We start from the raw sequence: 18,473 nt of genomic DNA, 5'->3' as shown, positions 1-18,473 counted from the left end.
AATGGAGGAATCAACATGTCAAAAGAAATCGTCATTCTAGGCGGCGGTTATGGCGGGCTTCTTGCCGCTTTGTCTGTGCGCCAATACATGGACGCTTCTGAAGCGAACGTCACAATCATTAACAAAACCCCGACACACCAAATTATTACAGAATTGCACCGTTTGGCAGCAGGAAACATTTCTGAGCAGGCGGCCGCGCTTCCTCTTGAAAAGTTATTGAAAGGAAAAGACATCAACCTTAAGGTTGCAACAGTCGAGTCCTTTTCTGTCAATGACAAAAAGATTTCACTGGAAGATGGTTCTGAACTGTTCTATGATGCTTTGGTCGTGGCACTGGGTAGTGTAACGAACTACTTCGGCATCCCAGGACTACAAGAACACAGCATGGTTCTTAAGTCCGCAGAAGATGCAAATAAAATCCGCGAACATGTGGAAGCTCGTATTCGTGATTATGCAGCGACGAATAACGAAGCAGATGCACACATCGTTATCGGTGGCGGTGGCTTGACTGGTGTCGAGCTTGTCGGTGAATTGGCTGATGAAACACCAGCAATGGCTAAAAAATATGGGGTTAACCCTGATGAAATCAAGCTGACACTTGTAGAAGCCATGCCGAAAATTTTGCCGATGCTTCCTGATCACTTGATCGAAAGAGCAACGAAGAGCCTTGAAAAACGCGGCGTAGAATTCCTGACAGAACTTCCTGTCACAAATGTAGAAGGAAACGTCATCGAGTTGAAAGACGGCCGTAAACTGACAGCGAATACGTTCGTTTGGACGGGTGGAGTTGCAGGAAACCCACTTGTCGGGGAATCCGGCATTGAAGTGAATCGCGGACGTGCGTCTGTGAACAACTACCTTCAGTCCGTATCCCACAAAGACGTCTTTGTTGTTGGTGATAGTGCAGTTTACTTCAAACCAGGTGAAGAACGCCCGCAGCCACCGACAGCACAAATTGCTTGGCAGATGGGTGAGACCGTCGGTTATAACCTATATGCCTTCCTTGAAGACAAGAGCTTTGAAGAGTTCGAACCTGTCAACTCAGGTACACTTGCAAGCCTTGGCCGTAAAGACGCGGTCGCTTTCATCGGTGCTAACCAGACACCATTGAAAGGTCTTCCAGCTTCTGTCATGAAAGAAGCAAGTAACGTGCGCTATCTTTCCCACATCAAGGGACTATTCGCACTTGCCTATTAAGATAAAAAAATAATTTAAGGTAAACCACCTTAACGAACGCCTGCTTCCAACCGCTTCCCAGTGGAAACGAAGCTGGCGTTTTTTTGTGTTTCACTTACATTATTTACCACACCAGGTCATCCAGATATTGGATGACCTGGTGTGGCTATTTCTGGGAATGGACCGCTTATGTATAAAGGATATTAGGTGGGTCCAGAATGGAGATAATCGAAATCGATTGCTTGGAGTGGTGGGAGATGTATTTATTATTAGTCATCGTGGTGTGGATTCTTTTTGCTTATCGATTTGTTGATTGGAAGCAGATAGGGAAGCAATATCCGACGATCCTGTTTTTTATTGCTGTCAACATGACCTACAATTTCCTTTATTACAATCACACGCTGTGGGCATTCCGGGGAGTGACAATGGAGTGGCTGAACCATTCCATCATCAACATGGCGTTCACTTTTTTCATCTGCCCTGTCGGCTTAATTATCTATTTGCAGCGTTTTCCAAAAACGCGAAGCAACCAGTTCATTTATATCACGGTCTGGGTCGTGTTTTACACGGTATTGGAATGGTTGTTTTCACTAAAGGGGATGTACGTTTATGATCATGGGTGGAACAACTGGCTCAACATTCCGTTGAATGCCGTACTATTCGTCGTCCTTTATCTTCATTACAAGAACCCAGTCCGGGGTCTTCTCGTATCCGTGCCGATTGTTGTCCTTTTCTATGTATTCTTTCCGTTTCCCTTGGACAGTTTAAAATAGAAAGGGTGTTATGCAGCAGTGATGATCCGTGATGTTTTATCTGTACCCATGTTTTTGATCCTGCTTTTTGTAAGTTATATAGCGATGTGGATGTACATCGGCAAGAAAAAGATCAATAAAAAATGACCTGCTCTTTAGGAAGAAGAGTCAGGTCATTCTTTTATTTGATTTGCGTTCGTTTCGATGCTGGATGGCTGTCTTCGAATTTCTTAAAAGAAGTTTCTGGTTTAAGCGCAATTGTTTCTTCTCCCGCTTGTTTTCCCAGAGATTTATACTTAAGTTGAAACTCATCCTGCACTTCAGGCGGTTCCTCAACGGAAGGTGACTGTCTCATGCCGGCAATCCAAGTGTCGAAGTCATACATGCCACGATCGATAATCAAACCCAAATCTTCGAGTGACTGTGTCAATTCGTTCAAGCAGTCCAGACCATTCCTTAAAATAATGCCTTTTTCTTTGGCTTTATCAACGGAATGCTCGAGACGATAGCTCTCCCCTTGATATGTAAACTCCACAAAACAACTGTTACGGTCCCAATTAAAATTGAAATTCTCAACCTTCAGGCGTTTGACCACTTTGACCAATCTCTTTTCACAAATGCTTTGCTCTTTATGTGGCATCCATCGGAATAGGACATTCTTGAATAAACGATTCTTGAACATGCCATTCACCTTCCTTTTTTATTAAGCCTAATCATGTAGTGACTGTATAACTATTTCTACAAGGTCTATCCGATGACCTTCCATTTTCAAGGATAATTTGTAGAATAAAGGAATTTTTTATTTCAACCCTTGCAGAAGGCTCTCGTCCTTTTCCCGAACAAGGTCGTAAGTTTCAACCAGATGTTCGGGAACCAATGCACGGCCATAGTTCCATGCATTCGTTTCAATGACTGACTTCAGCTCTTCAATCTCCTGATCTTCACCGTACATAAGTGTGCGCAGATCATGTCTATGTTTTTTAAATGTCAGGTAGTAGCCGATTTCATGATAGAGGATGATTCTCACAATGTTTTCTTCAGGTTCATTTACTTTTATTTTACTCATATATCCATTGATTTGTAGATAGTTAAAATTCACTGTATTTGTAGATACATTATAACTCATAGGGGCTGGAAGTTTATTATTGATTTCATAATTGATGTCCAGTTGATGTTCAAGCAGTGTCTCCTTAATAATATCTTCAACCTGCCGTATGTAAAGCATGAAAATCACTGACCTTTCCTTTCTATTATTCTTAGTATAAGTGAAGGAAAGAAGTGAACCAAGGTACGATACGCTCATAATGAAAAAGTCCTACAACGGGACTTTTGTAGGGTGGTGTAACCAGGAGGAACCCTCATCTTCTGAAGGTGAAGAAATTTCCTTGCTGTGGGCGCACATATCAAACGAAAATCATCTCCACACGTATAATACGGTAACTGAATCATTAAGGAGTGAAAAAATGAGTTACCGAGCGTATGACTATGACTATGATCACCACCCTAAAGGTGGGTGCTGTGGAAAAAAAGATAAACAACATAAAATGAAACATTATAAAAACTGTGTAGAAGAAGTATTAGAGGCGATTCTCTATGCGCAAAAGAAAGTGAAAAAAGATGATTGCTACACATCTTGCCAGCAATCAATCAATGAGCTTCTAGGAGAGAAGCGTGTGAAGAAAAACACGATTCCTTTCCTTTTATATTGCGGTTGTGAACCTTTCAAAGGCACGGGGGTAGCTACTTATTCCTGTCATTCTAAGAAAGAAAAAATCAAGTGTATCCATACCCACATTTTTAAGATCAAAGAATTGAATAAAGATTGTGCGGTTCTTGAGCTTCTTGACTTTAAGTCAGACTTGAAAGAAAAGCATCCGAAGAATTGTCACAGCAAGCACGGGTCTGCCTGTCATCAACTAGACCATAAGAGCTTGAATGACCTCATCGGAACCGGCATCTGCATCACTGTGGATTTATCATGTTTCTGTGCGATTACCTGCCTGCCAGCGGTTCATTTGTAAAACACGTCTTCTTTTAAATGACGAAACATTAACTTACCTTTCCTATGCGTTCACCGGTAAAAGAAAAGAAGGTAGCTTCAGCAGCCTACCTTCTGTACATATATGCTTACCCTCCGAAAGCTTCTAACAGATCCTCGATTTCCTGAAGGTCCATCTCCTGAGAACCAGTGGGTTTCTTGATGGATAGTGGTCCATTCCGTCTTTGATAAGAACCTCCCGCAAGCAACCTTTTTATTTCCAGCAATTCAGACAAGACCCCATTGGTACCCTCTGGCTGAGAAACAGCCGCTTTATGAAAGTAGTGGTTCAAGGCAGAGAAAATCAAATGATTCAAGGTGTTATTTTCTGCATGATAGGCTATTTCCTCTTTAATTTCAGCGGAGACCGGGTGCTGGTCTCCTGACTTTATGTCAATGAAGGAATCAGGGATCGTAAGCACGGTTTCTTTAAAATAATCGTGATATACGTTTGACATTCCTTCACCCTCTAACTTTTGATATAAGCGTAATCGTCCGCATATTCTTTGTTTTTGCTGATCCACTGCATCTTAGCAAGAATCATCAATCCCTGGACATTCAATTGCGACATGTTTTCAGGGAAAAGTAATTCAATCGGACGGCCGCGTTCATTCCATTTCACGGCTGCTTCTTTGATATGTTTTTCAGCGATTTCAGCGGCGCCACCAACCGCAATATAACGGGAGGCACCCTTAATTTCGATGGAACGGCTTCTCACCCGGTCGAAATGTTCAAGATACTTGATAGCCATCAAACGCATCTGTGGGGTGATGTATTTACTTATATCTTTTCGTACTCCCGCGAATGGTTCAACATACCATTCGGACTGTCCGGCCACGAGTTTTTCTTCAAGCTCCGACCGTGAATTGAAGCTGTACATTTCATTTTTACTTACTTTTTGTATGATATGGTCGAGGAATTGGTTGATGCCGAATGGCTCACCTTCGACAGATGCCACCGGTTTATTTTTCTTGATCCCTACAAAGTCCACAGAATCTCCACCGAGGTCACCGATGAGGATGCCTTTGAAAGAATCCTTTACGAGTGAGTCGTCCGAGATCATGAGCGTCTCCTGATCCCTTGTCAAAGCTAAGTAGGCAAGGGCTCCTTCAGCACCTACGATGACATCTTCAATTTGTATTTTGACCGCGACTTCCTTCGGTTCTCTTATACCAGGAACTTTATGAAAAATGACCGTATGATTTCCAATCAAGCGCTGTTTGAATTGATTCTTTTTCTCTTTGTATTGGGTTGTAGGTAACGATACCGCCAGCTGATCAATCGTAAATTGCAGGTCCCCCTCAGCAGGATTCGTCAATAATGCATGATACGCAGCGGTTGCAAAAAGTAAGATGTACGTGCGTTCTTCGTCAACTTTTTGATTGTTGAATGATGTTAAGCTGACGTTTTTCTGCTGCATCGCTGACTTACCGATATAAAAGATCTCGCGTCGATCCTGAATGGAAGGGCTTTTGATTTCAACGATCAAATTTTCCTCAAGATCCACATCTTCTTCATCGTACGGTTTTTCGTAAAATTCCTCATCAAACAAGGCGATTGCGTTCGGCATCTGATAATCAAACGTTTCCCCTTGATCGGATACCAACGCTTTGTACCAGCTGTTTCCGACATCTACGGCAAGAAAATTATTTCTGTTCATTTTCAACCTCCTCATTCTACAACCTATGTAGAAGAGGCAGTCCCTGTGCGAATACCCAATTTCCTGTCTCGAACTCTGCAAAAATCAGACTGTGAGGGAGTGCGGACCGCGCCAAAGAGAGTGTGAATCGCGCCAAAGGGAGTGCGGACCGCGCCAAAGGGAGTGCGAATCGCACCAAAGTTAGTGCGAACCGCGCCAAAGGATGTGTTAACTGTTCCGAAGAGAGTGTAAACCATGCTAATGAGAGAAGATAGAGATTACAACATAAGAAACTTTTAATGAAAGTAGATAAAGACTACAGGTGATATCTATTAAAATGAGATGACTTGGTCAAAGTTCCACGTTTATACTCCTTCAAATGACCATGCTTAATAGAGTAGATTGCATAGAATACAGTGAGGTTAATATAAAGGAGGAAAATAGTGATGAAAAAAGATAATTGTCACGATAAATGTGTAAACCTTAATGCTTCAGCCTCAGTTGACAATTGCACAAACTCAGAAGCGGATACTCCGGTAAACCCTGCAGATGAACTGACAATCAAAGTTCCTGTAGAACTTGGAGCCTATGATGTTACGACTCATCTTGTAGCGAACATTAAGTTCCCGCACCCTGTACTGGAAATCAAAGACATTAAGAAAAGAGTGGTAATCACTCAATGTCGTTTGATGACTCGTACGTCAACAGGCAGCGACGATCTTTTCACCGACGGAGAATTCCCATTGTTCATCAAAGGGTATGTCCGTAAAAACATTCAATATGCTAGCCCGGTGTACGGTGCTTCAGGCGAATGTGTATCATCTGATATGAAGTCATTGACGACTAAAATCCATTTTGACTGCATGACGACTGTAGATCTTCAAGGATTGGTTCAACTTCCTGTAGCGAATACAAGAAGAGAATTTGACTTCTTCCGTGCTCAGGACCTTGGTGAAGGATTCCCTGAAAAAGATCAATATCTATCCAGCGATCTTTCTCAGTACCACCAGGAGAGCACACAAGCGTACAACGAGCTTCCATTCTGTGAGCTTGTCGCAAGTGACATCATCGAGTGGGATGAAGCAACAGACCGCCATTCATACGGTCCGGTTGATGAAGGCTACTTCCACCACATCGTTGAGAAAATGATGGTCCGATTCCGCATCAAAGTTTTGCAAAAGCAACAAGTCGAACTAGACAGAAATGGAAACGGAAACGGATAATCTCCTGAACATCAAAACACGGTCCCCTATAAGGGATCGTGTTTTCTTATTTTATTTCATAGGCGATTGATGGTTCATCCTCCTTCAGCTTGTTGGCTTGAACGTATCTCAAAGTCGAGATAAGAGCCCAGACATTGTCAGTTCTTCTACATACCATGGGGATATCTTTCGTTTAGGAGGCCATCGAATGTCTGATAAACATAACGATTCCTATGAGTGTGAAAAAGGGTATTGTAAGCCATGCAAGCCTCATGTGAGCATAGGCAAAATCGTCACAAAGGTGCCGGTCGTTCTCGCCGAACTCAATGTCCAGCTGAACATAAATGAAACCATCACTTTTCCAGAACCTGTTCTTGAAATTAAAGACATTAAGAAAAGAGTCGCCTTGACTCAATGTCGTTTGCTACTCCCGACAAAAAAACTATTCATTAAAGGATTTGTCCGTAAAAATATCCAATATGCAAGTCCATCGAACGAAATTGAAATGAGCACGGATACGACGGTCGCTTCGGATCTCCATTCGTTTACCGTTGATATTCCATTCGATACGGTGATTGAAGTCAAAGACTTCTTATCCATGCCGGTCATGCCGAAAAATAATAAGCGTGAAGAATTTGATTTTGCCGTATCTCAACCCTTACCTTCTGGATTCCCTGAAAAGGATGAACTGTTGAGCAGTGATCTTTCTCAATATCACCAGGAGAGCAGCCAATATTATAATGAGCTTCCTTATTGTGAGCTTCTTTCCAGTAAGATCATCGAATGGGATGAGGCCATCGATCGTCAACCTCTTCCGGGTTCTTCACCATTCAATGAAGGGTACTTTACTCAAGTCGAAGAAAAAATGGTGCTTGATATTTACTTGAAAGTTCTCCAGGACCAGCAAATACGCGTAGCTTCAGCTTCCAATGATGATTGATGAGTGAAGTCTATGATAGAAAGGAGGGGAGAAAGGATGCTGAAAGGCAAGCACCTTTCTGAGTAATATGAAAAGAGATGAAATCAAGTTCAATCAAACACGTTGGACGAAACGATCCCATCCCAAACCATTGAAAACAAAGGAAGAGCGTGGGAAAGATATCCCTCCCCGTCATTTTCAATTCGAAGAAGACCTCTCTTCTTCCATTAATTACCATGAAATCTATTCTCCTTACAACTCAGGTGGAGAAATGCCTCGACCCGTCATTTCCCCACCTTCCAAAATTTTGGATGAAGAAACGGAAGAACATGGATTAGCGGAGAACCGAAAACGGATGTCCTCCTTCCGGGAAGATCAGAAGTCCATAGTCGAAGGTACCAGTAACAGGGTTGATTTTTTTGATGAATCATTGGACCATCTTCCCACGAAGTCTGATAGGGAAAGGAAGAAAAACAACCCGTTCCTTCCGGAAATACTAGCATTACTAAAAGAGGATCCTAGTCCAGACTGGAGTTCTATGAACGATCCTCAAGAGATGGTAGAAAATGATCGCCAAGACTACTCCATCTTGACGGATATCGTGTCTTCCATGGAAGAGTCCTCGGACCATCGGCAAGATTTTAAGGATCACTACCATGCTCAGAAAAATATCATTTTGGAAGAGAAAGACTTCGGTTATCCAAAGGAAGACATGTCAGTAGAAAAGCCAAGGAATGAACACCCATCCGACAACTTCCGTCATGAGGTCTGCTCCATGCTGGATGAATCCAGTTCCTGGTCAGAAAAAATCGAATGGTCTTACGAGGAGGAAGAATCTTCATTAATCCTCCCTCTGGATGAAAGCTCATCTTGTACGCTGGAAGGGGACGAAGAATCTCTATGTGTGCACGAGCAGGAAGTAATGGAGAGTTCTTCTTCTTTGGAATTCCTTTGTGAAGAAGTGGAAGAATCGTCAAACTCCTCATGGAACATGACCGTGAAAGTGCCCGTCTTATTGTCTACTAAGATGGTCGAAGTGGACCTTATGGAAACGTTGAATATTCCTGATGATCTTTGCGAAATCATAGAAATACACTTATCTATTCACTCTCAAAAAGAAACGGTTGTTCTGCCATCTTCTTATGTTTTTCTTAGCGGTGTACTCATGGTGGAGGTCATTTATGACAATGGTGAATCATTGCAGCAGCTCAGACAGACGGTACCTTGGGAGAAGACAGTGGGTGTAGATTGGAAGAGCGATCCGCAGATTCCGTATTCAGATCGGAAGGAATATACTTTTGAGTGTGACGGGACAGGAAACGTGCACTATGAGTTTGTTGAAACCTTCGTTGAACAGGTGGAAGTAGAAGCGCAAAGTGTACGCTTCGTCAGTCATAGTGATGCCTCTGTGACAGATGGGAAACTCTACATTCAAGGATCCGCTCAAATTCTCTATGACCTTTTGCAAAAACAATATGTACGTATATAGTTTTGTTTACTATAAAAAAAGAGAGGCCCCGACAAGGAGCTTCTCTTCTTTATTATTGACCGATGATTTTTCGGAAGCGGCTGTAAACCGTTTCTTGTTGTTGAGTTGTAGAAGCCTGAGCTTCTCCTCCTCCACCATTATCGCCATTTGGCGGAATTGGTGGGAAATCGAGATCTTGTTGTTTTTGGGTCAATTTAATGACAAGGTTAATGTCCATTTTTTCCGTTACTTTGTTGAAACGTCCCCAGTTATCAAAATGATGCACAATGTCCCACTGGTTTACAGCAGAAGCGAGAAGTTTACATTTGATTGGTTCGTTGTTGATTTCGAATGTCAAAGAACCGAATTCGCAACGGTTGGCGCCCATGCCGTCTTTGGCAAGCTCACGGCGTTCGAGGACGTTGTCTTTCACGCTGTATGGGAAATCGAATGGATACTGGACGTCGTTTGCAAGTTCAACCTGATCGTACGCTTTAAACGGGATATCGATGCTGTAGTCTTTGACATATCCATACCCATCTTCCACATACTGGATGTTTTTGTGTACGACCCCTTCAACAAACAATTTCACGTACCTAGGGTTTCCGACAACGGGAATCGCTTTACACTGTGTCAAGGAAACGTTCTTCTCGATGTTTTTAATGGCTCTAGCATAAGATGGTAGTTTGAAGTCCGCCTCAGTAAGAGACTGGATCAACACATCACCAAGAATTCTTGTTTTTTCATTATCATCAGTAGAGAACTCTTCTGTTTCTGTAGATAAACTTCTTGATTTAGCTACATCACTAGATAGAGATGGACATTTTTTACCTTGTCCATAACCATTTCCGCATCCTGTGTTTTTTCTCATATTGTTCACTCCTTCTATTTTTTTGTCAAAAGTCTATCTTTCTTTCAGACAAGTTCCTTTTGACTCATTAATACTATATGTCTCTATTAACGAAGGTGAATGGACGAGTGACGATAGGCTGTAAAAATAGGTGCTTTCTCTCTAAAACTATGAGATGAACGTTGTGAAAATTTCGAACTGCACGCTTAGGGGGAGTCTAATTCGGGGGGCTTGGTCATAGGGTAGAAAAAAAGCTTTGTCCATAACAGGGGGGGGATGCTATGGAGTGGAGTTTATGGGTAATGGTGATGTCGGCGTTTGCCACAAGTGTCGGAGCTCTCCCTGTACTATTCATACGTGGCATTTCACACAGGCGCATGGATAGCATCCTTGCTTATACAGCGGGGATTATGGTTGCAGCTTCGACTTACGGATTGATTCCTGCTTCGCTCAAGTTAACCAATTTGTATGTGCTCTGTCTTGGAGTTCTTGTGGGTGCCTTGTTATTGAACGTATTGGAATACATTATTCCTCACATCGACCTTGATCATGAACGAAGTGATGTGAAACTGCCTCAGCAGGGGCTTATGTTCGTTGCGGCTATGACTTTGCATAATATTCCGGAAGGTCTGTCTGTTGGAGCAAGTTTGGCGAGTGAAGTTGAAAATCTTGGCCTGGTCGTCGCCTTATCAATGGGCTTGCAGAATGCTCCGGAAGGCTTTCTTGTCGCCTTGTTTTTGTTAAATCAGGGCGTGCGCAAATGGTTAGGGGTGGCGATGGCCTTTTTAACAGGAGCCATTGAATGTTTAGCTAGTGTTTTTGGTTTTTTTATGGTTCATATCGCTTTGTTTCTCGTTCCATACGGTCTCGCATTTGCTGCTGGAGCGATGTTATTCATTGTATATAAAGAATTGATACCGGAAACACATGGTCATGGATATGAAAGGCTCGCTACTTTTTCCTTCTTGCTGGGGCTTCTCAGTATGATCGGTGTGGTGGAGTGGTTCAGGTAGCTACTCGTCTTCATTTCGATTACACTGATAGAAAAGGAAAAAGGAGTGGAAGAGAGATGTACGAAGGTATTCACCACGTGTCCTTATTAGTATCGGATATCGAAAAAGCGAAGCACTTTTATGGAAATGTATTAGGGTTTGAAGAGAGTCCGGATCGCCCTGATTTTGGTTTTCCTGGTGCATGGTATCAGGTTGGATCCACACAGATTCATCTTATTGTACATAAGGAAGGACGAACTTTCCGTGGAACAACAGAAATTGATTCCCGGGATGGACATTTTGCAGTAAGGGTGAAGGATATGGAGGCTTTCATTCACCGCTTGGATGAACATGGTGTGGAAATGCTGAACAAGCCTGAGAACAAAACCGAATGGCACCAGGTTTACATCAGTGACCCAGATGGAAATATTATTGAGTTTAACAAATAGTGGATGGCTTCATATAAGAAGTACATGAATCCAACAAGCTTACAAGCCTCCTCGAACAAATACAACAATTCGGCGAGTAATAGAGATCTTTTTTACTATGTAGGAACACAAATAACCTACAGCCCCAATTGATAAGGGCTGTAGGTTATTTATGTTTTCATGGATCGTGTCATGTTTTTCCGTTTAAAATCTTTTATTACGGTTATATATTTTTAAAAAATCGTTTTTGTAGGGATTTGGAGGGAAGGCTATGGGACGAGAAGAAAAACGACTGGGGTTAATTACAGCGCCAGGATATCCTAAAGAATTAGGAGAGGCTTTGGTAAAAGAACTTCCTGAGCTCCTCAGCTATTATGTGGAAGACAATTACAACTGGGAAGTGGAATATACGGTCGATGCGCTTACAGGAGTTACGGAAAACTCAGAGGATGTTCTGGAAGCGACGATGGACAGAAGTAAAAAGAAAAACTGGGACTTTGCTGTATGTCTGACTGACCTACCATTATTCAAAGGGAAATTTCCGGTTGTAGCGGAAGCGTATGAAGATGGACATGTTGCTTTGATTAGTCTGCCGGGTCTTGGATCAACTCCTATGATTAAAAGAGTCAGAGAGTCTATTTTACAACTTGTGAATGAAATCTATTATGGCAGTTCTGACAAAGAACGCGAGCAGGCAGAACATAGAATTCAGTCGAAAGATGATGACCAGCATGAAGAATTGAGAAATAAAAGCTCAACAAGACTGATGGGGAAAAGGGGGTTAGAATGGCTCTCACCGATCCAGAGAGAAACCCCTCACGAAGAGGATTCAAACATCGATGTCCGGTTCACTGTGAAGTCTCGGATCAGTGGCGCTTTGCGGCTGTTGACTGGTATGGTTCGTGCCAATCGTCCATGGGCCATGTTTCCGGCTTTCCTGAAAGTTATCGTTTTTGCTTTTACGACAGGTGCTTATGCCCTGGTGTTCCCGACATTATGGAATCTGAGCAACAATTACGGCATATGGCGCATGTTCATGCTTTCGGTTGTATCCATAGTGGCGATGGTCGGGTGGATCATCATTGCTCATAAACTATGGGAAAAACCGAACGACAAGAGAGCACCCTATTTACGAAAGCTGTATAACGGGGTTACAGTATTGACACTTTTGGTTTCTGTCAGTTTGTATTATATGCTTCTGTTCTTTATCTTTTCTCTTGCGGTGGTTGCCTTCATTCCAATGGGTATGTTGAAGTCACAGTTAACGGGTGACGCAGGGTACGTCAATTACTTTTATATCGCCTGGACCGCAACGAGTGTTTCTACGATTATTGGAGCACTCGGTTCTGTACTTGAAAAAGAAGAGGTGGTTCTTTCTTCCACTTATGGATACCGTCAGCGCCAGCGTTATGAGCAGATAAAGAAGGAGGAAGATGAGGAACAAGAAGATGGTCAAGGTGTGGAGAACGCTCAAGAATTGAAGAGAGTGAAATAGAAGAAAATCATCATCCAAATGATGATATGAAAATTGTTTCTTTTAAGTTATGGATAAGGCTCCAGCGGGTAGAAAGGGAGGAGAATCTTACATAACTTAGGAGGATTGGATGAGAAAGAAGTTGATCGACTATAAAATTTTTGTTCCATCATTAATCATAATGATTGGCATCAGCATTCCATTTGCCTTGTATGAGGCAGAATCACTGGAACTGCTGAATGCCATTTTTGATTCTATCGTGAATAACTTCAGTTGGGGTTATCTTTGGTATGGTGTCATTTTAGTGGCAGCCGGGTTGTATTTATCTTTTTCTAAATATGGACAGGTGGTTCTAGGTGATCCCAAAGAAAAGCCCCGTTTTACACTATTTGAATATGCCTCCATTTTAATTGCGATGGGCGTCGGTTCGACCATCATGCGGACAGGGATGCTGCAATGGACTTCTGTAGCTAACGATCCACCTGCCGGGGTTGAAGCAGGTTCCGCCGAAGCATTGCTGTGGGGAAATGCTTACAGTATGTTTTTATGGGGCTTCCAAGTATTCGCCATTTTTGTCATGATCGCACCTGCCATGGGGTACATTCTTCATGTCCGCAAGCGACCGTTAATGAGAATTTCAGAAGCGTGCCGGGTGCTGTTCGGAGATAAGTTTACAGATGGCATCGGAGGCCGAATGCTGGATGTTTTGTTTTTAATCAGTATTCTTGCAGGTGCATCTGTAACGTTAGGTCTTGGAGCACCGATTATTACACAGAATTTATCTCACTTGTTCGGAATTGAAGTGAACTTCACCCTGACGATTACCGTTACAATTATTTGGGTGCTTTTATTCTCGTTAAGTGCCTATCTCGGCATCGAGAGGGGAATCAAGAGATTGAGTACGTGGAACATGTATATTGCAGGTTTCTTTGCTGTGTTTATTTTAATTGGCGGACCTGGTGTGTTCATTCTCAATTATTTCTCGGACAGCGTATCGTTCTTATTATCCAATTATTTGAATATGTCGCTGAATACAGACTCTGTTCACCAGGGAGAAGCATCGCATATTCAGAGTAATACCGTTTTCTGGTACGCGTACAGTGCGACTTGGGCGATGCTGCACAGTGTGTTTGCTGCAAAGATCTCCAGAGGGCGTACAATCAAGGAAATGATTTTGACATACTTGCTCGCGCCAACACTGATTTCCTGGATAGCGACAGGGGTGCTCGGTGGACTTGGTGTCCATCGCTACCTTTCTGGGGATCTTTCCGTTTTGAATCTAGTTAAAGAAAATGACCGAATGGCTGCGATTCCGGATATTCTTTCTACTCTTCCATTCGGTGAAGTGGCTATCATTATTTTTATGATTGTCGCTCTCATTTTCCTGACGACAACACTAGATTCGACCACGTATACCGTAGCCGCCTACACAAGTACAAGGGACATGAGTAAGTTTGAACCACCGAAGCTATTAAGAATTATCATCGCTGCCATTATTACTGGGTTTGCCCTTGTTCTGATGAGGATCGGTGGATTGGCACCGCTGGAAGTCATTTCAGGGTTAATGGGTCTACCTGTCATCATTATTCAATTCATCCTCATTTACGCTGCGAAGCGGATGATTGATGAAGATTGTGCATGGAGCAATAATATAAGATAAACCGTACCTCTCTTCATAATTCTATGAAGAGGGGTTTTTATATGGGATGTGGCTTTCTGTTCATTTAGTCCGGAGTGTACTATGATGAAAATAGGTTATTTTTGTCTATATATGTAAAGGGGAGAGGTAAATATGAAGTGGTGGCGGTTCATAATTGTTGGAATTGGGTTAATTTTACTAGTATCCTGCTCGGAACAGCCGAAGCCGGGAGAGGCTTTCCAATCCTATATGGAGAGTTGGGAGAATGGAGAATATGGGAACATGTATGAAGCTCTCAGTGAGAATTCCAAGCAACTCTTGAATAAAGAGGAATTTGTCAGTCGATATACAACGATTTATGAAGGAATTGACATGGCAAACCTCTCGCTTACATACGAACTTCCAGATGAAGAACAGGAGTATGAAACAGGAGATACACCTTCCTTTGAATTTGAAGGGGCGTTGGATTCGTTGGGAGGATCGATTGAATTTTCTCACGCGGCCACGCTCGTCTATGAAGAAGGAGAGGAGAGTGACCGATGGGCAGTGCAGTGGAATTCTTCGATGATCTTTCCTCAAATGGAAGACGGAGACGAGGTAAGAGCATGGACATTGGATCCGGAACGTGGTGAGATTTTTGATGCAAATGGAAGTCCGCTGGCTGTAAATGGAGGTGTTCTTGAGGTTGGTCTCGTACCGGGTTGGATGGAAGAGCACACGGAAGAGGAAACAGAGACGCTGAAAAAAGCGGTCGCTGAGATTATGGATACAACCGTAGAGGACATCGATCAGCAGTTGAATCAATCCTGGGTTACGGCAGATACATTCGTACCTGTGGGAGCTGTAGCTGAAAATGATGAAGAGACGATCGAGGCACTTAAGGATGATGACCTGCCCCGTGGAGTCACATTCCAAGCTGATCAAGAAGCAAGGAGCTATCCTTTGGGAGAAGCTGCTGCTCACTTAATTGGATATATAGGGCCGATTCAAGCAGACGAACTTGAAGAGTTGGAAAGTGAAGGCTATACAGCTGCAGATCAACTTGGAAAGACAGGACTTGAGAGTGTTCTTGAAGATCAATTGAGAGGCGAGGAAGGTGGAAAAGTCGTCATACAGACAGACGCGGAAGAAACGAAAGAGGTCTTAGCTGAAACAGCGGCGAAGGATGGAGAAGATTTTAACCTGACGATATCATCGGAAGTGCAGGAATCCCTTCATGCACAATTGTCAGGAGAATCAGGGGCAGCTTCTGCTGTAAACCCGATGACAGGTGATGTCCTTGCTCTTGTCAGTGCTCCTGCTTATGATCCAAATGCGATTGTGCTAGGTCGCGACGAAAAGTCGACCTTGAACAAATTCAACCGCACCTATTCTCCCGGATCGACATTCAAGCCGATCACAGCATCTATAGGTCTGGAACAAGGGGTCATTACACCAGAGGAAGAACTCTCCATTAAAGGAACGACGTTTGAGCAGAACGGATACACAGTGACAAGAGTGCCAGGGGCAGCCGAAGATGAACAAGTGAATTTAAGAGACGCGCTTGTGCGTTCAGATAATATTTATTTTGCCCGCAAGATCCTCGAAATTGGTGGGGAAACCTTCCTTCAGGAAGCCCGAGAATTCGGCTTTGGTGAAGATCTTCCGTTGACTTTTCCAATTGAAAATTCTCAGTTGTTGAATGGAGAAGCATTCGAACGGGACGCGTTACTTGGAGACACGGGTTTTGGACAAGGAGAAATTCAAATGAGCAGTCTTCACTTAGCGCTTACTTATACGCCTTTCGTGACCGATGGGGACATTATGAAACCAAAGTTGGTCTCTTCTGGAGAAGAGAGTCAGGTCTGGCATGAGAACGTGATGAGTGAGGATACGGCTTCAATCATACGGGAAGATTTGAAAGCTGTTGTCGAGGATCCAGCAGGGACAGGTCATGAGCCGGTTGTGAAAGGATTGAGTCTTGCTGGTAAAACGGGAACAGCTGAATTAAAACAATCCCAGGATGAGGATGGTCAGGAAAATGGATGGTTCATTGCCTGGGATACGGAAAGTCAGGATCTTATGGTTTCGATGATGATTGAAGATGCTGAAGGTGGAAGTCATTATGTTGTACCGAAAGTGAAGAATGTTTTTCAAACCTTAAGATAAAGCAGATACCGGGTGAAATCTTGAACTATATTTTCACCCGGTTATCTTTATAGACCGAAACGACATAATTTTCAGAATATAATACGGGTTAACCATTGACAAAGTTAAGGACCATCCATAAACTAGTAAGTAACAACGTTGTTAACATTCCCTTATTCCCCCCCTATGGAATATTTTTTTACCCCAAAATAACAACGTTGTTATTTTGTGATATAAGGAGTGTGGTCTGACTCATGGAACGGTTGAATCGAGAGACAGCAGCCCATTTACCGACGATAGATGACTCTAACAAATCAATGATTAATAAAGAACTTCCGATTCGCGCTATTCAGTTCGGCGAGGGGAATTTTCTTCGTGGTTATTTGAATTGGATGCTTGAGCGGATGAACCGACAGCAATTATTTAAAGGAAGGACGGTGGCCATTCAGCCGACACCTCATGGAAAAGTTGTACCAAAGCTTGAAAAGCAAGATCACCTGTACACAACGATTATTCAGGGGATGGAAGACGGGGAAGAAGTCCAGCACGTAGAAGTGAACTCAACAATTGCCCGGAGTATCAATCCCTATGACGCTTGGGAGTCTCTTCTTGCGCTTGCAGAACAAGATTCCATTGAATTTATTTTTTCCAATACAACGGAAGCTGGACTTGTGTACATGCAGGAGGAGTATCCGGAGAAAGAATCCCCGCTTTCCTTTCCGGGGAAGTTGGCCGCTCTCATGTACCGCCGTTTCATTCATACAAAAGGGGATCCTCAATCAGGTTTTAAGATTATCCCATGTGAGCTAGTAGAAGACAATGGAAAACTTTTGAAATCCATCGTTGTTCGGCTAGCTAAGGAATGGAGTTTACCAACATCCTTTTTGAAATGGGTGGATGATCACAATGTTTTCTGCGACACACTAGTGGACCGGATTGTCCCTGGGTACCCAGGAGAAAGCGTAGAACAGTGGCAGAAGAAGCTCGGGTATGAGGATGTGCTGATGACGGTAGGAGAACCGTTTCATCTTTTTGTCATCGAGTCAGAATTACCTTTAGAGCATAAGCTTCCGTTTCAAAAGGCAGGACTTCAAGTGAAATGGGCAGAGGTAAAGCCCTATCGTGATTTGAAGGTCGGCCTGTTGAATGCGCCTCATACGTTGCTTTTCTCTGTAGGGTTTATGTCCGGACTTCGAACTGTGAAAGAAGTGATGGCGGATAACGTTGTTTCCACTTATGTACGCCACGTTCTTTATAAAGATCTACTGCCACGACTATCTTTCGATGATACAGAAAAAAGTCAATTCGCAGACTCTGTCATCGAGCGCTTTCAAAATCCTTTTGTGAAACACAGACTCTCTGACTTAGGTCAAAATGCCGTACAAAAACTGAAAAGCCGGGTGTTTCCATTAATCTCGGAAGATGAGAAACTGCCGGAATCCATTGCTTTGTCGCTTGCGTCCCTTCTACATTATTACAAACCTCACACGATCCATGAGGGTCATTTCACGGGAGTCCATAATGGTGAAAAATACAAGGTCCGGGACGATCAAGTCGTTCTGGAAGCATTCATTGATTTTTGGAGCAAGGATAAGCAAGGGAAGGAAGAGGTGCGCTCATTATTGAGGGAGGAAAAGTTATGGGGAAGAGATTTGGCTCTCTATACGGATATGATTTTTAACTATTTTGAAGATATAAACCAACATGGAGCAAAAACGACGACGGAAAGCTTGTCTGAAGGAAAAGCTTCCAAAACATAAAACTAAAAA

At 42.9% G+C, this 18,473-nt stretch carries 17 protein-coding genes; 12 read left to right on the top strand and 5 right to left on the bottom strand.

Going from position 1 to position 18,473, the window contains the following annotated elements; all coding sequences use genetic code 11:
• Positions 1-15: 15 nt before the first annotated feature.
• Entirely contained in the window at positions 16-1,197 is a 1,182-nt protein-coding gene (locus LC065_RS02105; protein WP_226593707.1) for an NAD(P)/FAD-dependent oxidoreductase, read from the top strand.
• 197 nt (positions 1,198-1,394) lie between these two features.
• Entirely contained in the window at positions 1,395-1,949 is a 555-nt protein-coding gene (locus LC065_RS02100) for a CBO0543 family protein (protein ID WP_226593709.1), read from the top strand.
• Positions 1,950-2,109: 160 nt separating this feature from the next.
• Here LC065_RS02100 and LC065_RS02095 read toward each other — a convergent pair whose 3' ends face one another.
• Both LC065_RS02095 and LC065_RS02090 read right to left on the bottom strand, forming a co-directional pair.
• Positions 2,110-2,610, bottom strand: coding sequence for a hypothetical protein (locus LC065_RS02095; protein WP_226593711.1), 501 nt, complete (start codon positions 2,608-2,610; stop codon positions 2,110-2,112).
• Positions 2,611-2,727: 117 nt separating this feature from the next.
• A complete protein-coding gene (locus LC065_RS02090) occupies positions 2,728-3,231 on the bottom strand; it encodes a hypothetical protein (protein WP_371933387.1) in 504 nt (167 codons plus the stop codon).
• 160 nt (positions 3,232-3,391) lie between these two features.
• Here LC065_RS02090 and LC065_RS02085 point away from each other — a divergent pair, with 160 nt between their 5' ends.
• Entirely contained in the window at positions 3,392-3,949 is a 558-nt protein-coding gene (locus LC065_RS02085; protein WP_226593713.1) for a CotY/CotZ family spore coat protein, read from the top strand.
• Between the two features lie 106 nt (positions 3,950-4,055).
• On the opposite strand, the gene LC065_RS02080 is transcribed toward LC065_RS02085, so the two are convergent.
• Entirely contained in the window at positions 4,056-4,424 is a 369-nt protein-coding gene (locus tag LC065_RS02080; protein WP_226593715.1) for a dehydrogenase, read from the bottom strand.
• An 11-nt stretch (positions 4,425-4,435) separates the two neighbouring features.
• Complete coding sequence (locus tag LC065_RS02075; protein WP_226593717.1) at positions 4,436-5,626, bottom strand: ParM/StbA family protein; 1,191 nt, start codon at positions 5,624-5,626, stop codon at positions 4,436-4,438.
• Positions 5,627-6,051: 425 nt separating this feature from the next.
• Between LC065_RS02075 and LC065_RS02070 the strand changes: the two genes are divergently transcribed.
• The 3 genes from LC065_RS02070 to LC065_RS02060 all read left to right on the top strand — a co-directional run bounded on the left by LC065_RS02070 (position 6,052) and on the right by LC065_RS02060 (position 9,215).
• Positions 6,052-6,828, top strand: a complete 777-nt coding sequence (locus tag LC065_RS02070; protein WP_226593719.1) for a CsxC family protein — start codon at positions 6,052-6,054, stop codon at positions 6,826-6,828.
• 187 nt (positions 6,829-7,015) lie between these two features.
• Positions 7,016-7,747, top strand: coding sequence for a CsxC family protein (locus LC065_RS02065; protein ID WP_226593721.1), 732 nt, complete (start codon positions 7,016-7,018; stop codon positions 7,745-7,747).
• Positions 7,748-7,814: 67 nt separating this feature from the next.
• Positions 7,815-9,215: a hypothetical protein gene (locus LC065_RS02060; RefSeq protein WP_226593723.1), complete on the top strand. Its 1,401-nt coding sequence runs from the start codon at positions 7,815-7,817 to the stop codon at positions 9,213-9,215.
• A gap of 52 nt (positions 9,216-9,267) precedes the next feature.
• Here the strand turns inward: LC065_RS02060 and LC065_RS02055 are convergent, their stop codons facing one another.
• The gene (locus LC065_RS02055; RefSeq protein ID WP_306163719.1) at positions 9,268-10,065 is read right to left on the bottom strand and encodes a CsxC family protein; all 798 of its coding nucleotides are present in this window, start codon (positions 10,063-10,065) and stop codon (positions 9,268-9,270) included.
• 260 nt (positions 10,066-10,325) lie between these two features.
• Between LC065_RS02055 and LC065_RS02050 the strand changes: the two genes are divergently transcribed.
• From LC065_RS02050 to LC065_RS02025, 6 genes are all read left to right on the top strand, one after another.
• Positions 10,326-11,057: a ZIP family metal transporter gene (locus LC065_RS02050; protein ID WP_226593728.1), complete on the top strand. Its 732-nt coding sequence runs from the start codon at positions 10,326-10,328 to the stop codon at positions 11,055-11,057.
• A gap of 56 nt (positions 11,058-11,113) precedes the next feature.
• The gene (locus LC065_RS02045) at positions 11,114-11,485 is read left to right on the top strand and encodes a VOC family protein (RefSeq protein ID WP_226593730.1); all 372 of its coding nucleotides are present in this window, start codon (positions 11,114-11,116) and stop codon (positions 11,483-11,485) included.
• A gap of 250 nt (positions 11,486-11,735) precedes the next feature.
• Positions 11,736-12,959, top strand: a complete 1,224-nt coding sequence (locus tag LC065_RS02040; protein WP_226593732.1) for an MFS transporter — start codon at positions 11,736-11,738, stop codon at positions 12,957-12,959.
• A gap of 109 nt (positions 12,960-13,068) precedes the next feature.
• On the top strand, positions 13,069-14,598 hold the full coding sequence (locus LC065_RS02035) for a BCCT family transporter (RefSeq protein WP_226593734.1): 1,530 nt from the start codon (positions 13,069-13,071) through the stop codon (positions 14,596-14,598).
• A gap of 132 nt (positions 14,599-14,730) precedes the next feature.
• Positions 14,731-16,725: a penicillin-binding transpeptidase domain-containing protein gene (locus LC065_RS02030; RefSeq protein WP_226593736.1), complete on the top strand. Its 1,995-nt coding sequence runs from the start codon at positions 14,731-14,733 to the stop codon at positions 16,723-16,725.
• A gap of 233 nt (positions 16,726-16,958) precedes the next feature.
• Positions 16,959-18,464 (top strand): tagaturonate reductase, encoded by a 1,506-nt coding sequence (locus tag LC065_RS02025; RefSeq protein WP_226593737.1) that lies wholly within the window; start codon positions 16,959-16,961, stop codon positions 18,462-18,464.
• Positions 18,465-18,473 lie beyond the last annotated feature (9 nt).

Source organism: Halobacillus litoralis (assembly GCF_020524085.2).
GTDB classification, from domain to species: domain Bacteria; phylum Bacillota; class Bacilli; order Bacillales; family Halobacillaceae; genus Halobacillus; species Halobacillus litoralis_E.
This window is presented reverse-complemented; position numbering and strand designations above follow the sequence as displayed.

Bases quoted from the DNA above. Each gene is read 5' to 3' on its own strand.
- LC065_RS02100 (WP_226593709.1), top strand. From the start codon at position 1,395: ATGGAGATAATCGAAATCGATTGCTTGGAGTGGTGGGAGATGTATTTA.
- LC065_RS02080 (WP_226593715.1), bottom strand. From the start codon at position 4,424: ATGTCAAACGTATATCACGATTATTTTAAAGAAACCGTGCTTACGATC.
- LC065_RS02075 (WP_226593717.1), bottom strand. From the start codon at position 5,626: ATGAACAGAAATAATTTTCTTGCCGTAGATGTCGGAAACAGCTGGTAC.
- LC065_RS02105 (WP_226593707.1), top strand. From the start codon at position 16: ATGTCAAAAGAAATCGTCATTCTAGGCGGCGGTTATGGCGGGCTTCTT.
- LC065_RS02085 (WP_226593713.1), top strand. From the start codon at position 3,392: ATGAGTTACCGAGCGTATGACTATGACTATGATCACCACCCTAAAGGT.
- LC065_RS02055 (WP_306163719.1), bottom strand. From the start codon at position 10,065: ATGAGAAAAAACACAGGATGCGGAAATGGTTATGGACAAGGTAAAAAA.
- LC065_RS02035 (WP_226593734.1), top strand. From the start codon at position 13,069: ATGAGAAAGAAGTTGATCGACTATAAAATTTTTGTTCCATCATTAATC.
- LC065_RS02045 (WP_226593730.1), top strand. From the start codon at position 11,114: ATGTACGAAGGTATTCACCACGTGTCCTTATTAGTATCGGATATCGAA.
- LC065_RS02095 (WP_226593711.1), bottom strand. From the start codon at position 2,610: ATGTTCAAGAATCGTTTATTCAAGAATGTCCTATTCCGATGGATGCCA.
- LC065_RS02090 (WP_371933387.1), bottom strand. From the start codon at position 3,231: ATGAGCGTATCGTACCTTGGTTCACTTCTTTCCTTCACTTATACTAAG.
- LC065_RS02050 (WP_226593728.1), top strand. From the start codon at position 10,326: ATGGAGTGGAGTTTATGGGTAATGGTGATGTCGGCGTTTGCCACAAGT.
- LC065_RS02040 (WP_226593732.1), top strand. From the start codon at position 11,736: ATGGGACGAGAAGAAAAACGACTGGGGTTAATTACAGCGCCAGGATAT.
- LC065_RS02070 (WP_226593719.1), top strand. From the start codon at position 6,052: ATGAAAAAAGATAATTGTCACGATAAATGTGTAAACCTTAATGCTTCA.
- LC065_RS02060 (WP_226593723.1), top strand. From the start codon at position 7,815: ATGAAAAGAGATGAAATCAAGTTCAATCAAACACGTTGGACGAAACGA.
- LC065_RS02025 (WP_226593737.1), top strand. From the start codon at position 16,959: ATGGAACGGTTGAATCGAGAGACAGCAGCCCATTTACCGACGATAGAT.
- LC065_RS02030 (WP_226593736.1), top strand. From the start codon at position 14,731: ATGAAGTGGTGGCGGTTCATAATTGTTGGAATTGGGTTAATTTTACTA.
- LC065_RS02065 (WP_226593721.1), top strand. From the start codon at position 7,016: ATGTCTGATAAACATAACGATTCCTATGAGTGTGAAAAAGGGTATTGT.